Genomic DNA, 14,816 nt, shown 5'->3' on the forward strand with positions numbered 1-14,816 from the left:
TCGGTGCCTAATGATCGCCCCAGCTGTGATCGAGATGCGCGGCGACCGCCTCCCTCGCGGCCTCCTCCGGCCCCCGGCCGATCGCGTCGAGCAGGTCCGCGTGCTCGGCGACCAGCACGTGCCGGTCGGAGTAGACCACGCGCAGCCTGACCAGGCCGAGCCTGGTCTCGGCGGCCAGCATGCCGTAGAGCCGCTCCAGGCGGGGACTGCCCACCGCGACGACCAGCGCCTGATGCAGGGCCATGTGCTCGGCCACCATTTCCGACCAGGGGGCGTCGGCGGGCAGCGCGGCCATCCGCGCCAGTGCCGCGTCGGCCTCCCCGACCCGCCGCCCCGCCAGCGAGGTGGCCGTCAACTCCTCCAGCGGGCGCCGGACGAACATCAGGTCGTCCAGGTCGCTGACGGTCACCTCGGCCACCTGGGCGCTGCGGTGCCGCTCGCGCCTGAGCAACCCCTCGTGCACGAGCACGGCGAGCGCCTCGCGGACGGTCGGGCGGGCCACCCCGTACAGGGCCGAGAGCTCCTGCTCCGGCAGAGTGGTGCCCGGGGCGATCTCGCCGGAGAGCACCCGCCGGCGCAGGGCGTCGGCGAGCGCGCCGACGGCGGAGACGGGATGGAGCGGGAGAGTCACGCCGACGACCCTATTGCCCGCCGGTCCCGGCTTTCGGGGTGGACGCGCTCGGGCAGGGAGACCGCGACCAGGCTGGCACCGAGCAGGACGAGCCCGGCGACCGAGGGGAGCGCGAGCCGCTCGCCGAGCACGACGACACCGAGCAGGGCCGCCACCGCGGGCTCGGCCAGGGCGAGGGTGGCGGCGGTCGCGACCGGGGTCGTGCGCAGCCCCCTCCCGTACAGGAAATAGGCCAGCGCGGTGGTGGCGCAGCCCAGGTAGAGGGCGGTGAGCAGGCCGCGCGGCTCGGCGAGCCAGCCGGTGCCCGTCCACAGCAGGACGGGCACCATGACGACGGCGGCCCCGCCGAACATCAGCCCCATCACCGCGTCGGAGGGGGCTCCCGCGCCGATCGCCCGCGCCGCGGTGACCGCGTAGAACGCGTACAGCAGGCCGCCGAGCAGCGCGAGCAGGACACCGTCGGCCCGCACCTCGCCTCCCCCGCCGGTGAGCACGGCGCAGCCTGCGATCGCCACCGCGGTCGCCCCCGCCCAGCGGCGGCCGGGCCGCACGCGGTCGAACAGCCAGGACAGCAGCCCGGTGAAGACGGGACCGCTGCCGATGGCGACCACGGTGCCGACGGCCACCCCGGTCCTGCTGACCGCGGCGAAGTAGCACAGCTGGTACGCGGCCACGGCCATCGCCGCCGCCACGAGCGGGCCGAAGCGTGTCCCGAGGCCGCCTCCCGGACTCTTCGAAGGCCCTGCGGGAGAACCTCCGGGAGAACCTCCGGGAAAGAGCAGGAGCCGCGCGGCGGGAGCGGTGGCGGCCGCGAGGACCAGGCCGCCGATCACCAGGCGGGCGGCGGCCAGGGAGACGGGGTCGACCCCGGAGACGAGCAGGCCCGCGGTTCCCGCGGTCCCCCAGAGCACGGCGGCTCCGATCACGGCGATTTTCATGGGTCGATTGTAGGCAGATTGTCTGACAACCAGACAATGCCATTTCGCCTCACGCCTCGCGGACCGGGGGCCGGGGGCAGGGCGAGCGGAGAGCGAGGTGAGACGGGAGAGAACGGGGTGCCTGAGGGGAAGGGAGCGGGTGCCCGGCGGGTGGAGAGCGGGACGCCCGGCGGGCGGAGGGCGGCGAAGACATGCCCGTCATCCCGTTTTCGCGGCTTCGCGCGCGGGTAGTTCGGCGGGGTGAGATGTCCGACAGGCAGCGCGAACCAGCAGCTCAGGGGGCACGGCCGATGGTGATCGAAGGCGTCGCCTGCGAGACGAAGAACCGTACGGGCAGCCGCAGCGTGCCCACCGGCACCCGCCGAGGGCGATGATGACCACGGTGTCCAAGGGGACGTTCCGCCAGGGGGCGGCCGGAGAGGCCGAGTTCATGATCGGCGCCGCCACGCCGCACCCGCTGGACGGCGCGAAGATCACCACTTCGGCCGAGGCGATGAACGCGATCGCCGAGGCCCTCGACCTGCCCGACCACTTCGGGCACAACCTCGACGCGCTCTACGACGTGCTAACCGACCTGTCGTGGCTGCCTCCGGGCGAGCACATGCTGATCTGGTCGGAGCCGTCGGCGCTCCAGGCCGGAGACCGTCCGGCCTACGACGCGATCCGCACCGTTCTCACCGAGGCGGTCGCCGACGGCACGGCCGGAGAGTCCTTCCTGTCCGTCCTGATCCTGACCGACTGAGCCGTCGCCACGCAGTGGGCGCAGAAGGCGCCCTTCCGGCCCTCGGGGCAGCTGCAGTGCCAGCGGAGGGTCTCGTCGACGATCCGGAACTCGACGCACGCGGCGCCGTCGTCGACCTCGGCGGTCACCTGCGGCGGGCCGAACCGGACCAGTTGCACCGCCCCAGCCCTCGCCAGCTCGCCACCACGGGCCAGCGCCGCCTGGTCGGCGCGCTCAGCCTCGGCTTCGATCAGGTCTGCGATCTTCTGCATCGTTGACCCCCCTCCTATCTAGAGAGACGCACGCGGAGGGCTGGTGGTTCCGAGCCCGACAGATCGCGATAAATCATCTCAATGTGACTCACGGGGACACCTGGTCCCAAGTGACCCACATTGCTATGTTTGGCCATTGTTAACCACGCATCTCAAGGTGTGCGAGGCATTATGGCCAGCCGAAAATACTCAATCAGGGTAAAGATTTTTACCTTACTCCTGGTACCCATTATATCCCTTGTAGTGATTTGGGTATTTGCGGCCAACATCACGGTGCAAGACGGGCAGGAGCTGCTCAAGATCCGCGGCGGTTACGAGCACGTGGTCGTGCCCACCAGGAACGTGACCACCGCGCTCCAGCACGAGCGAATGCTATCGCTGTCCGTCCTGGGAGACGTCGGCGTCTCGCGGGCCGAGCTGGACGCCCAGCGCCTCCGGACGAACGGCGCCCGAGCCGAGCTGGAACGGCTCACCGCCGAAGCCCGTCCCGACATCTCCCCCGCCACCTGGGGCCGCCTGAGCCGGCTCCTCATCTCGCTGGACCGGCTCACCGAGATCCGCAGCGGGGTCGACACCCGTACCGAGACCCGGCTGCGGATCCTCGACGCCTACAGCGGGATCATCGCGGCCGCCTTCGACGCCTACGAGAAGATCCGGATATCCTCCGACGTCGAGCTGACCGATCAGACGCGGGCCGTCGTCATGGTCGGGCGGAGCCGCGAGATGCTCAGCCAGGAGGCCGCGCTGATATCCGGAGCCGTCGTCGAGGGAGCCATGAGCCCCGGCGAACGCGCGAGGTTCGGCCAGCTGGTCACCGGCCGCAGGCTCCTCTACTCCCTGGGCTTCGACCAGTTCGACGCCGAGTTCCAGTCGCTCTACACCCCCCTGCGCGGCTCCGCCGATTACTCCTCCTTCGAGAGGATCGAGGACGCCGTCACCGCGTCGGCCGTGCCCGAGCCCCCCTGGGCCGGGATCGCCACCCGGCTCTCCGACGACTTCGACAAGCGCGCCGGGGACGTCAGCAGGCGCATCAGCGAGCGGTCGATGCCCCTCGCCAGGGACATCATGCTCCGGATCGGCCTCGCCGGAGGGCTCGGCCTGGTCGCGGTCGGGCTGTCCGTCTTCGTCTCGGTACGGTTCGGCCGGAGGCTGGCCGGCGAGCTGGTCGGTCTCCAGCAGGCGGCCCTCGACCTCGCCGGCAAGCGGCTGCCGGACGTGGTCCGGCGGCTCCGCCGGGGCGAGGACGTCCGCTCCGAGGCTCCCGAGATCAAGGTCGGCAGCACCACCGAGGTCGCCGGGGTCGCCGAGGCGTTCTCCTCCGTGCAGCGGACCGCGGTCGAGGCCGCCGTCGGCCAGGCCCAGATGCGCAAGGGCGTCAACAAGGTCTTCGTGAACCTGGCCAGGCGCAGCCAGTCCCTGCTGTACCGGCAGCTGACCATGCTGGAGGCCATGCAGCGGCGGGCCGGCGACCCCGCGACCCTCGAGGACCTCTTCGGCCTGGACCACCTGACCACCCGGATGCGCCGCCACTCCGAGGGCCTGATCATCCTGTCCGGCGCCGCCCCCGGCCGGGGATGGCGGAACCCGGTCACGATCTACGACGTGGTCCGCGCCGCGGTCGAGGAGGTCGAGGACTACCCGCGCGTGACGATCGGCGTCCCGCACGGCCCGTCCGTGATCGGCGCGGTCGCCACCGACGTGATCCACCTGGTCGCCGAGCTGGTCGAGAACGCCGCCATGTTCTCTCCCCCGCACACCTTCGTGCGCGTCCACGGCGACATGGTCGCCAGGGGCTACGCCATCGAGGTCGAGGACAGGGGGCTCGGCCTCTCCCCCGAGGAGACGGCCCGGCTCAACGCGCTGCTGGCCGATCCGCCGGAGTTCGACCTGGCCGACAGCGACCGGCTCGGCCTGTTCGTCGTCGCGCAGCTCGCCATCCGGCACGGCATCCGCGTCTCCCTGCGGCCCTCCCCCTTCGGCGGCACCACGGCGATCGTGATGCTCCCGAGCGAGCTGGTGGTCGAACCGGTCGACCCCCGGTTCACCTACTCGGTCGAGGTCGAACGGTTACCCCCCGGCGACGGCCTGCCCAAACGGGTGCGCCAGACCGTACCCACCGAGCGGGTCGCCCCCGGAGCCCCGCTCGGTGGAACCCGGCAGACCCGCGAGGGCGAGGACGCCGTCCCGAGCGGTGTGTTCCGAGTGCTCCGCGACGGATGGCGGCGTTCCGGGCAGGAGGGTGGACCGTGACAGCCGAGCGCCCGCCCGACCGGGAGGCCGGTCCGATCGTCCGCCCCTACACGATGACCCGCGGCCGGACCCGGGCCACGGGAGCCCATTTCGACCTGATGGCCGTGGTCGTGGCGGTCGGGGCCCCCCACGGGGAACTGCAGCCCGAGCACCTGTCGATCCTGGACGCCTGCCGCGCGCCGATCCCGGTCGTCGAACTGGCGGCGCGGACCGCCCTGGCCGTCGGGGTGCTCCGGATCCTCCTCGGCGACCTGCGCGACAGCGGCCTGATCGTCGTGCGATCCTCCAAGCCCCCGTCCGCGGTCCCCCGGGAGAACCTGCTTCGCGATCTCCTCGCCGGTCTCCGAACCCTCTGACCCTCACCGCTCAGTCGGTGGCCAGGCGGGCGTGCCGCTCCACGTCGTAGCGGACGCCCTCGTAGCTGCCCTTGGCCCGCTCGATTCCCTCGGGCAGGAACCCGGCCCTGGTGGCCACCGCGCAGGAGGCGGCGTTGCTGACCCGGTGCCCCAGCTCCAGGCGGAACAGCCCTCGCTCCCCGAACGCCCACTCGGCGACCTTCCTGGTGGCGGCCACGGCCACGCCCCGCCCCCTGGCGCGCGGGAGCGTCCAGTAGGAGACCCAGCCGGTGCCGTGCGCGTCGATGTTGCTCACCGCGACGTTGCCCACGACCTCGCCGTTGGACACCACGGCGAACGCCCGCGCGTCGTCGCGGAACCCCCAGACCCCCATCCACTCCAGCGCCGCCTGGGCGTTGTCGATGGGCCGGGCCGCCTGCTCCGCCATGTCCGGGGAGCTGAACGCGTCGAGCACGACGGACATGTCGTCAGGCCGCCATCCGCGCAACTCCACTTCCGTCATCCGTGCAGGGTAGTGCCCGGCGCCCGGCCCGTGAAGTGCGCGGACGCCGGACCCGGCACGGCCGCGCGCTGACGCGCGCCTTCCTCGACGCGCCGCACCCCAAGGGCGTGGCGGCCGCCCACCTCGGCCGGGGCCTTCTACGACCGTCCCGGCCTCCACGAGACCCCGGTCGCCGGCCCCGGCCCGCTCACCTGTCCCGGCCGGAGAACGGACCGGACAGCGCCGCCCACTGCAGCAGCATGATGGTCTTCGCGTCGGCGATCTCCCCCGAGGCGATCATGCTCAGGGCCTTCGCGAAGGGCAGCTCCAACACCTCGATGTCCTCGCCGTCGTCGACCACCCCTCCGCCATCGGAGATCCGCCGGTCCGCGCTGTACGGGGCGGCGAAGAAGTGCACGCGCTCGGTCACGGAGCCGGGGCTCATGTAGACGTCGAAGACGTGCTCCACCTCCCCGATGTCGTAGCCGGTCTCCTCCGCGGCCTCCCTGCGGATCGCGGTCTCCGGGTCGTCGTCGTCGAGCAGACCCGCGGCCGTCTCCAGCAGGAGCCCGTCGGGGTGGCCGTTGACATAGACCGGGTAGCGGAACTGCCTGGTCAGCAGCACGGTCTCCCGCCCGGCGTCATAGAGCAGGACCGTCGCGCCGTTGCCGCGGTCGTAGGTCTCCCGCTGCTCGGTGCTCCAGCCGCCGTCCCTGCGCCGGTAGTCGAACGTCGTCTTGCGCAGCACGTACCAGCTGGACGAGAGCAGCCGCACCTCCCGCACCCGGACCCGGGGGTTGCCGGTCAGATCCAGCCCCGCCCTGTCCAGTCCCGTACGACCCCGCCCATCCGGGACATCCACCCCGGGTATCTCACCCGACACGGGCTCCCCACTCTCCACTCGACACCGCGCCGCACGCCCAGAACGGCCCGCGCGGCCGGGCCGCCGCCCGGAGGGCGACGGCCACACAAAGGACAAGTCTGCACCAACCAGGGGAAACGACCTTCCAGCCGTCACGCGTACGGGGACATGGGGCGGGAGGTCACGGCGACGCGACGGCGGGCGGCGAGGGGAGAGAGCGCGTCTCAGCCCGGATCGGAGGGAGGCTTCGTGTCCGGGACGGACGGGGACGCGGGCGGAGGTTCCGTGCCCTGGGTGAACCGGCTCATGGCCCGCAGCGACGCGGGGACGTCGGGGTCGAGGGAGAACGCGTCCACGAGGCCCGTGACCGTCAGGATCCGTTCCAGGATCCCGTGGACACCGGCCAGCCGCAGGCAGCCCCCCACCGCGCCCGCGCGCCGCTGGATGTCCAGCATGGTCCACAGGCCGGTGGAATCGCAGAAGCTCAGGCCGGTGACATCGAGGACCAGGTGGCACGCCCCGTCGTCCAGCTGCGTGACCAGAAGGTCACGGAGCCGAGGGCTGGACAGCTTGTCCAGCTCACCGGCGAGCGCGATCACCGAGGCGCCTTCGTGCCTGCGGACCGAGAGATCAAGCCGCGTCGTCATCCTCCACGATCCTTACGCCGGTTTACATCGAGGCTATTTTAAAGATCTTGGTGAGAAGACCCTCTCCGGCCAACTGCAACACGCCCGTAAGCGAATCGCGTCCTTGGCCTGGAACTCGTCCCTGGCCCGGCTCCCACGTCCCGAAATCGTCCACATCGGATCGGAGGTCCCAGATAGATCTAGGACCTGCGGGGCACTCAGCAGCTATGAGCGACGATTCGGAGAGCCGCGACTTCACCGGGAAGGGGTTCGGCGACGAACTTTCGGGCCGGCCCAAGACAATGGGAGAGATAGCCGTGAATCTGGCGGTCAGCGAATCACTCGCCAATCACGGCCACCACGCGCTGGTCAACGCCCACGAGGCGGCGGCCAACAACCACCAGCTCATGGCCGAGGCGGGTGTGGGCGATGTGGACGAGCATCTCGATCTGGCGCGGTGGCACCGCTGGTGCGCCATCGTGGAGGATCAGCTGGCCGACGAGGCGGATCAACGGACCCCCGCCCGGCGGAACAAGGACCGCTGAACACGACGGGCGACAGCGGGGGAACGGGAACGGCGCGTGCCCCCGTACCGGCGCCGGGAGGCCCAAAAAGCCCGAAAGGCCCGGGGACGCGCTCGGGTTCGAAGAAGCTGACGGGCGCGGGGGCGCGGGCAGGCGCGGTCACGGTGAGGGAGACCGCGCCGCTCGTCAGGCTCGTCGCCGCTCGTCGGCGTGGGCGGGGTTCGCGGAAACGCTCCCGGGAAGATGGAAACGCTCTCGGGAAGACACGGGGCGAAGGCCCGCACGAGCCACCGGGCCGCGTCACCGCAAGGATCTCCTCAGCCACGGGATCTCCGTGAGCGTGCCGTCGCCCCGGCCTACGCGGCGTTCCGGTTCACGTCACGCAGCAATCCGCCGTGGTAGGAGCAGACTCCCTGGATCCCGCCCGACATGCTCACCTTGCCGTCGACACACATGACGAGGTGGCCCCTCCCCTCGGAGAAGTTCTCGATGCACTCGAAAACCTGGCAGGCGTCGTTCGCGGGCGGATACACCTTGCCTGCCGTGGCGCAGAACGTGAACCCGTAGGCGTTGGAGGGCGCGCCGCAGAGCGGGCCGGTCGGCGCCACGGCGGGTGTCGGGGTGGGCGTCGGTGTGGGCGTCGGCGTCGGTGTGGGCGTGGGCGTCACGGTGACCGTCGCGGTGGCGGTGACCGTCGCGGTCGCGGTGGCCGTCACGGTGGCGGTCACCGTGGTGGTCACGGTCTCGGTCACCGTGATCGTGGTGGTCACGGCAGGGGTCGTGGGCCTCACGGTGACGGTCACCCGGGGCGCGGGGGTCGACCGCGCCGGCTGCGCCGTCACGGAAACGGAGGAGGTGCCGCTTTTCTTATAGGTGCCGGTACCGAGGTACGTTTCCTGCCAGGCCGTCCGACCGGCGTTCACCGACAAGCCGGTGGTCACCGTCCGGCACTTCCCCTTTACGCAAACACGTTGTTTCACGGAGAACCGCTTGGCGGTGCCGTAGCCGCTCGTCACCTGCACCCTGAGGTAGGACTTGCCGCCGACCTTCGTCACGGAGGTCTTGACCACCCGCTTGCCCGTCGCCGTGGAAGCACCGCTCACCCGCTTGTCCACCGGGGTGGAAGCGCCGCTCAGGCCCTTGCCCGCCTCGATGAAGCTCCTGACCGACTGCTTGTCCGCACCCGTGGCGGAACTCGCCGCCGAGGCGGAGAAGGTGTCCCGGATGTCGATGGCACCCAGCCAGCCGATGACGGCGATCAGGGCGCCGACGACCGCCACGGACAATACAAAGACTCTCATACCACCACAAATATCCCGTATGCCGAAATTGCTATTGATAAATGATTTACCAGCACTTATATCACTTCTCTTGACTGATTTCAGCCGTACAGGACTTCCTGGGCGGCGCGCGGTTCCCATCCCTTTCCGCCCTCGAAAGGCGTCGGGCCGGACTCCCGCGACGGGTGCCCGGCGGACGGTCGCCACAGCGGGTGCGACCGGGCCGGGCGCCACGACGGACCCTCCGTCAGGGAAGCAGCAGCCCCCAGTAGAGGGCCCACGGAACGAACACCGCCCCACCCGCGAGCAGGAGACCGAGCCGTACCCCCTCCCCCCGCGACACCGAGGCGCGGGCGCGGTGCCAGGCCAGCGCGGTGAGGACCGCCGCGACCACGGAGGCCACCGCGAGGGCCTGCAGCGCCAGCCAGAGCAGCGGGCGTCCCGCCACCACGGGGCCGGGAGCGGCCAGCTTGCCGCCGGTCATCACCACGTAGAAGAGGTAGGAGAACGATCCGAGCACCGCCGCGAGCCCTCCGGCGCTGAGCAGCCGCGCGGCCCCGGTCACCGGAGGGCGCGACCGGCCGCGAAGGCGCCGTACCAGCGCGACCACCGGGTACGCGGTGAAGGCGACCAGGATCAGCAGCAGGGCCGCGAGCTGGGCCGGCGCGGACTCCCACGGGGCGGGGGGATCCACCGGCACGGTCCGCGAGGCCTGCACGGGAGTGGGCCCGGACGTCCCCGCCGTCGGCGACCTGCCCGCCGTGACGTCACCGACCCAGGAGCCGACCAGGTCGGCGTAACCCGGGGCGAGTTCGGGCGACCGGGTGACGCCGCCGTCGGGGCTCCGGTGGGCGGCATGCTCCGCACCGGCGAAGAAGCGGAACGTGTAGTGCCTGTTGCCCCCCTTCTCCAGGGCCCTGGCGAAGATCGGCGGGCTCTCCTCGGGCGGGGTCAGCAGGTCGTGGGTACCCCAGATGCCGAGCACCGGCTGGCGCACCGCGGCGATCGTCGGCTCGGGGTCGTAGTACGGCTCGGGGAACATGCCGCCGTCGGCGATCGTCCGGTACAGGTTGAACTCGGCCCGGTCGATCAGCGATCCCGACACCCCCGCCTTGCGCAGCCCGGCCGCCACGGCCCAGGTCTGCTGCCGCAGCGGTGAAAGCCCATTGGCCCCCACGAGTACGACGAAGGCGATGTCGCTCGACCGCGCCGCCGCGATGGGGACCACCCAGCCGCCCTCGCTGAGCCCCCACATGCCGGTCTTCGCCGGGTCCACACCCGGCTGGGAGCGGAGCACGGCCAGGGCGCCGATCGCGTCGTCGGCGAGCAGCGAGTAGGACCGCTCGAAGAGCGAGTAGCCCTCCGACCGCTTGTCGTAGATCAGTATGGACATTCCCTGGCGGGCGAACGCGACGGCCTCGCCCATCAGCTTCTCGCGGGGCGTGCCGGTGCCCGCGCCGTGCACCAGGACCATGCCCGGACGCGCGGATCCCGCGCCGGCGGGCGAGATGACCGTGCCGCGCATGGCGAGGCCGCCGCCACCGCGGAAGCTCACCTCCGTGGCGGTGAGATCGGGGGGTACGCCGGGAGGCGTGGCGCCCGTCGGAGCGGAGGCCGGGAGAGCCTGAAGGGCCGAGGTCGGGAGAGCCTGAAGGGCCGAGGTCGGGAGAGCCTGAAGGGCCGAGGTCGGGAGAGCCTGAAGGGCCGAGGTCGGGAGAGCCTGAAGGGCCGAGGTCGGGAGAGCCTGAAGGGCCGAGGTCGGGAGAGCCTGAAGGGCCGAGGTCGGGAGAGCCTGAAGGGTCGAGGTCGAGAGGGCCGGGCTCGTGGGACTCGTGGCTGCTACGAAAGCCGAGGTCACGGCCGTGGCCGTGGCCGTGGTCGTGGTCACGGACCCGGGCGCCGCGGCGGCGACGGCCGCTGGAACCGTGAGCAGGCAGAGGGCGGCGGTGACGACCGCCGTTCGGAGTCCCGCGGAGGCCGGGACGATTCTTCTCATATGCCGAAGCTACTCTGCAGAGACTTCTCGGCAAAGGTTTGTCTGCAGATATCGTCCTGCAGGATTAGGCTTCTCCTCATGAAGGATGACGAGCCGTTCCTGCTTGACGACCCGGGCAAGCTCAAGGCCCTGGCCCATCCCATGCGGCGGCTCATGCTGCGCCATCTCAACGTGCACGGCCCCGCGACCTCCACGACGCTCGGCGAGTTGCTCGGCGCGAAGACCGGCACGACCAGTTACCACCTGCGCCAGCTTGAGAAGTACGGCTTCATCGAGGAGATCCCGGAGCGCTCGACCGGCAGGGAGCGCTGGTGGCGCAAGGCCAGTGGCCCGCGCGACCTGCGGCTTCCCACGCCCGGCCAGCTCGCCCCCGAAGACCGCTCCGCGCTCGCCGAGTTCCACCGGGCCGGCATGGAAGAGGACCGCGAGCTTTTCGAGCGATTCCCCGAGGCCTACCTGCGCGATCCCGAGTGGGCCACCGGATCGCGCGGCCTGGGCCGGATGACCAAGGCCGAGTTCAAGGAGTTCTTCGAGGCCTACATCGCGCTGCTGATGAAATACAGCCCCCTGCCCGAGGACGCGTCCCCCGGTGCGCGCCCCATGTACGTCCGGCTCTTCGCCATGCCCGCCGACGAGGACTGACGCCCGCCCCGGCCGTCGGCCGCCCTCGGCCCGCCCTTCTCCGCCCCGCCCCTCCCTCTGGCTCCGGACCGGCCTCCCATCCGGCTCCGCCCTCGCCCCGACCTCCCATCCGGTCCCGAACCGACCTCCCATCCGGCTCCGGTCCCTGCCCGGCCGCACGCCCCTGCCCGGCCCCGGCGCCGTCCTGACTCCCGCGCCGGCTCTCGCCCTGACTCCCGGCCCGCCCCGAACCCGGCGCGCATACGAGCCCACGGCCAGGTGGTTACCGAAATCTCCTACCAAAGCGGCCATCCATGACTTTTGGCCCATTGACGCGATGTTTCCGACAAGTTAAATTAAGTGTAGAAATAAGGCGTTGATTTACCGTTCCCCGTAAGTCGCCCCTTCACCTGCTGTTAGCCCTTCCACCCCCCGGATCCGCAGTGGAGACATGCATGAGAGGTCTGTTCCGTCCTGCCGCCTTATGGACTGCCACGGCAGTCGCGGCAGCTCTGATCGCAGTACCGTCGACCCCCGCCTTCGCCGACACGTTGTTGTCCCAGGGCAAGACCGCCACGGCCTCGTCGTCCGAGAACGCCGGAACCGCCCCGGCCGCCGCGGTCGACGGTAACGCCGGCACCCGCTGGTCCAGCGCCAGCACCGACGCCCAATGGCTCCAGGTGGACCTCGGCGCCTCGACCAGCGTCAACAAGGTCGTGCTGAACTGGGAGGCCGCGTACGGCAGCGGATACAAGATCCAGCTCTCCACGAACGGCACCACGTGGACGGATCTGAAGACCGTCACCGGCGGTGACGGCGGGATCGACACCTGGGACGTCACCGGCACCGGCCGGTATGTCCGGATGCAGGGCGTCACGCGGGCCACCGGCTACGGCTACTCCCTCTGGGAGTTCCAGGTCTTCGGTCCCGACGGCGGCCCCGGTCCCGGCGAGCCGTGCGGAACCACCAACGCCGCGTTGAGCAAGACCTACAGCGCCTCGTCGACCGAGAACGCCGGGACCCCCGCGAGCGCCGCCTTCGACGGCAACAACGGGACCCGCTGGGCCAGCGCGGCCAGCGACCCGCAGTGGGTCCAGGTGGACCTCGGCTCGGCCCAGACCCTCTGTAAGATCGACCTGAGGTGGGAGGCCGCGTACGCGAGCGCCTTCAAGCTCCAGGGATCGACCAACGGCACCACCTGGACCGACCTGAAGACCGTCACCGGCGCCACCGGCGGTGTCCAGTCGCACGACGTGACCGGCTCCGCCCGGTACGTCCGGATGCTGGGCAGCGCGCGAGGCACCGGCTACGGCTACTCGCTGTGGGAGTTCGCGGTGTACACCACGTCGAGCGGTCCTGAGATCCCCGGCGGTGGTCCGCTGGGCCCGAACGTCCACGTCTTCGACCCGTCGATGTCCAGCGCCACCATCCAGAGCCAGCTCGACGCCGTCTTCACCCAGCAGGAGTCGGCCCAGTTCGGCACCGGACGCCACGCCTTCCTGTTCAAGCCGGGCACCTACAACGTGAACGCCAAGGTCGGCTTCTACACCTCGATCATCGGTCTGGGCCAGAACCCCGACGACGTCACCCTCAACGGCGTGACCGTCGACGCGGGCTGGTTCAACGGCAACGCGACCCAGAACTTCTGGCGCTCGACGGAGAACCTGTCGGTCCAGCCTCCCGGCGGCACCAACCAGTGGGCCGTCTCCCAGGCCGCTCCGTTCCGCCGCATGCACATCAAGGGCGCGCTGAACCTGGCTCCCACCGGCTACGGCTGGGCCAGCGGCGGCTACATCGCCGACAGCAAGGTCGACGGCGCCGTCGGCCCGTACTCGCAGCAGCAGTGGTACACCCGTGACAGCTCCGTCGGCGGCTGGGTCAACGGCGTGTGGAACATGGTCTTCTCCGGAGTGCAGGGCGCTCCCGCGACCAACTTCCTCGACCAGTCCTACACCACGCTGGAGAACACCCCGATCAGCCGCGAGAAGCCGTACCTCTACGTGGACGGCGGCGGCGCCTACCGGGTGTTCGTCCCGGCCAAGCGGACCAACGCACGCGGCGTGAGCTGGGCGAACGGTTCCACCCCCGGCACCTCGCTCCCGCTCAGCCAGTTCTTCGTCGCCAAGCCCGGCGACTCGGCCGCGACCATCAACGCCGCGCTCGGCCAGGGCCTGCACCTGCTGCTCACCCCCGGCATCTACAACCTCAACCAGCCGATCAACGTGACCCGCGCGGACACCGTGGTCCTCGGCCTCGGCCTCGCGACGATCATCCCGGGCGGCGGCTCCACCGCGGTCAAGGTGGCCGACGTGGACGGCGTGAAGCTCGCCGGCTTCCTCGTCGACGCGGGCCCGCAGAAGTCCGACGTGCTCATCGAGGTCGGCCCGCAGGGGTCGAGCGCGGACCACGCCGCCAACCCGACCACGCTGCAGGACGTCTTCGTCCGCATCGGCGGCGCCTTCGCCGGCAACGCCACCACCAGCGTGATCGTCAACAGCGACGACGTGATCATCGACCACACCTGGCTGTGGCGCGGTGACCACGGTGAGGGCATCGGCTGGAACGTCAACACCGCCGAGACCGGCCTGATCGTCAACGGCGACGACGTCCTGGCCACGGGCCTGTTCGTCGAGCACTACCGCAAGTACGACGTCGAGTGGTACGGCGAGCGCGGCCGGACGATCTTCTTCCAGAACGAGAAGGCGTACGACCCGCCGAACCAGGCGGCCTACATGAACGGCACCAGCAAGGGATGGGCGGCCTACAAGGTCGGCCCCGCGGTCAACAACCACGAGGGCTGGGGTCTCGGCAGCTACGTCTACTTCAACGTCGACCCGACGATCGAGGTGGAGAACGGCTTCGAGGCGCCGGTGAAGCCGGGCGTGAAGTTCCACAGCCTGCTCACCGTCTCTCTCGGCGGCAACGGCCGGGTCAACCACGTGATCAACGGTGTGGGCGGTCCCGCCTTCGGCACCGCGACGATCCCGTCCAAGCTCGTCTCCTACCCCTGAGGTTCTGAGCCCGCCTGATCAGCGGTGGTCACAGCGCTCTCCTCGCTGATCAGGCGTTCCACCCCACGCCGTGGGTCTCCGCTACCGCGGAGGCCCACGGTTTTCGCGTCGCGGGCTCCGCACCACCGATCGGGAACCATCGTTTCCCTCGTCAGCTCGCCGGAGCGGGCTTAGAAGGCGTCGCCCCAGCGGCCGCAGTCGTCGAACTTGTCGGTGCCCTCGCAGACGCGGATCTTGAAGTCGTCGA

The 14,816-nt window shown here is 70.6% G+C and carries 14 protein-coding genes; 7 read left to right on the forward strand and 7 right to left on the reverse strand.

The genetic code is table 11. From position 1 onward, the window contains the following. Window positions 1-7: 7 nt before the first annotated feature. Both ACSDR0_RS40540 and ACSDR0_RS40545 read right to left on the reverse strand, forming a co-directional pair. Entirely contained in the window at window positions 8-631 is a 624-nt protein-coding gene (locus tag ACSDR0_RS40540; RefSeq protein ID WP_435294270.1) for a GntR family transcriptional regulator, read from the reverse strand. After that, a complete protein-coding gene (locus tag ACSDR0_RS40545) occupies window positions 628-1,569 on the reverse strand; it encodes a DMT family transporter (protein ID WP_435294271.1) in 942 nt (313 codons plus the stop codon). The genes ACSDR0_RS40540 and ACSDR0_RS40545 overlap by 4 nt, the downstream gene beginning before the upstream one ends. A gap of 382 nt (window positions 1,570-1,951) precedes the next feature. Between ACSDR0_RS40545 and ACSDR0_RS40550 the strand changes: the two genes are divergently transcribed. From ACSDR0_RS40550 to ACSDR0_RS40565, 4 genes are all read left to right on the forward strand, one after another. Next, window positions 1,952-2,311 (forward strand): barstar family protein, encoded by a 360-nt coding sequence (locus tag ACSDR0_RS40550; RefSeq protein ID WP_435294272.1) that lies wholly within the window; start codon window positions 1,952-1,954, stop codon window positions 2,309-2,311. Between the two features lie 56 nt (window positions 2,312-2,367). Then, the gene (locus tag ACSDR0_RS40555; protein ID WP_435294273.1) at window positions 2,368-2,568 is read left to right on the forward strand and encodes a hypothetical protein; all 201 of its coding nucleotides are present in this window, start codon (window positions 2,368-2,370) and stop codon (window positions 2,566-2,568) included. A 237-nt stretch (window positions 2,569-2,805) separates the two neighbouring features. Then, entirely contained in the window at window positions 2,806-4,812 is a 2,007-nt protein-coding gene (locus ACSDR0_RS40560; protein ID WP_435294274.1) for a sensor histidine kinase, read from the forward strand. Further along, entirely contained in the window at window positions 4,809-5,168 is a 360-nt protein-coding gene (locus ACSDR0_RS40565) for a DUF742 domain-containing protein (RefSeq protein ID WP_435294275.1), read from the forward strand. The genes ACSDR0_RS40560 and ACSDR0_RS40565 overlap by 4 nt, the downstream gene beginning before the upstream one ends. Window positions 5,169-5,178: 10 nt before the next feature. Here ACSDR0_RS40565 and ACSDR0_RS40570 read toward each other — a convergent pair whose 3' ends face one another. The 3 genes from ACSDR0_RS40570 to ACSDR0_RS40580 form a co-directional block, all read right to left on the reverse strand. Then, window positions 5,179-5,670: a GNAT family N-acetyltransferase gene (locus ACSDR0_RS40570; protein ID WP_435294276.1), complete on the reverse strand. Its 492-nt coding sequence runs from the start codon at window positions 5,668-5,670 to the stop codon at window positions 5,179-5,181. Window positions 5,671-5,857: 187 nt separating this feature from the next. Further along, window positions 5,858-6,511, reverse strand: coding sequence for an NUDIX domain-containing protein (locus ACSDR0_RS40575; protein WP_435294277.1), 654 nt, complete (start codon window positions 6,509-6,511; stop codon window positions 5,858-5,860). Between the two features lie 224 nt (window positions 6,512-6,735). Further along, window positions 6,736-7,158, reverse strand: coding sequence for an STAS domain-containing protein (locus tag ACSDR0_RS40580; RefSeq protein WP_435294278.1), 423 nt, complete (start codon window positions 7,156-7,158; stop codon window positions 6,736-6,738). A gap of 206 nt (window positions 7,159-7,364) precedes the next feature. Between ACSDR0_RS40580 and ACSDR0_RS40585 the strand changes: the two genes are divergently transcribed. Beyond that, the gene (locus tag ACSDR0_RS40585) at window positions 7,365-7,682 is read left to right on the forward strand and encodes a hypothetical protein (RefSeq protein WP_435294279.1); all 318 of its coding nucleotides are present in this window, start codon (window positions 7,365-7,367) and stop codon (window positions 7,680-7,682) included. Window positions 7,683-8,017: 335 nt separating this feature from the next. Here the strand turns inward: ACSDR0_RS40585 and ACSDR0_RS40590 are convergent, their stop codons facing one another. Both ACSDR0_RS40590 and ACSDR0_RS40595 read right to left on the reverse strand, forming a co-directional pair. Next, the gene (locus tag ACSDR0_RS40590; RefSeq protein WP_435294280.1) at window positions 8,018-8,962 is read right to left on the reverse strand and encodes a hypothetical protein; all 945 of its coding nucleotides are present in this window, start codon (window positions 8,960-8,962) and stop codon (window positions 8,018-8,020) included. A 226-nt stretch (window positions 8,963-9,188) separates the two neighbouring features. Continuing rightward, window positions 9,189-10,496 (reverse strand): alpha/beta hydrolase family protein, encoded by a 1,308-nt coding sequence (locus ACSDR0_RS40595; protein WP_435294281.1) that lies wholly within the window; start codon window positions 10,494-10,496, stop codon window positions 9,189-9,191. Window positions 10,497-11,015: 519 nt separating this feature from the next. On the opposite strand from ACSDR0_RS40595, the gene ACSDR0_RS40600 reads away from it, so the two are divergent. Continuing rightward, the gene (locus ACSDR0_RS40600) at window positions 11,016-11,579 is read left to right on the forward strand and encodes an ArsR/SmtB family transcription factor (protein ID WP_435294282.1); all 564 of its coding nucleotides are present in this window, start codon (window positions 11,016-11,018) and stop codon (window positions 11,577-11,579) included. Window positions 11,580-12,013: 434 nt separating this feature from the next. Then, window positions 12,014-14,569, forward strand: a complete 2,556-nt coding sequence (locus ACSDR0_RS40605) for a discoidin domain-containing protein (RefSeq protein WP_435294283.1) — start codon at window positions 12,014-12,016, stop codon at window positions 14,567-14,569. Window positions 14,570-14,816 lie beyond the last annotated feature (247 nt).

Source organism: Streptosporangium sp. G11, assembly GCF_051192615.1.
Lineage (GTDB): Bacteria > Actinomycetota > Actinomycetes > Streptosporangiales > Streptosporangiaceae > Streptosporangium.

Coding starts and splice junctions, on each gene's coding strand:
- ACSDR0_RS40545 (WP_435294271.1), bottom strand. CDS start 1,569: ATGAAAATCGCCGTGATCGGAGCCGCCGTGCTCTGGGGGACCGCGGGA.
- ACSDR0_RS40570 (WP_435294276.1), bottom strand. CDS start 5,670: ATGACGGAAGTGGAGTTGCGCGGATGGCGGCCTGACGACATGTCCGTC.
- ACSDR0_RS40580 (WP_435294278.1), bottom strand. CDS start 7,158: ATGACGACGCGGCTTGATCTCTCGGTCCGCAGGCACGAAGGCGCCTCG.
- ACSDR0_RS40585 (WP_435294279.1), top strand. CDS start 7,365: ATGAGCGACGATTCGGAGAGCCGCGACTTCACCGGGAAGGGGTTCGGC.
- ACSDR0_RS40590 (WP_435294280.1), bottom strand. CDS start 8,962: ATGAGAGTCTTTGTATTGTCCGTGGCGGTCGTCGGCGCCCTGATCGCC.
- ACSDR0_RS40600 (WP_435294282.1), top strand. CDS start 11,016: ATGAAGGATGACGAGCCGTTCCTGCTTGACGACCCGGGCAAGCTCAAG.
- ACSDR0_RS40605 (WP_435294283.1), top strand. CDS start 12,014: ATGAGAGGTCTGTTCCGTCCTGCCGCCTTATGGACTGCCACGGCAGTC.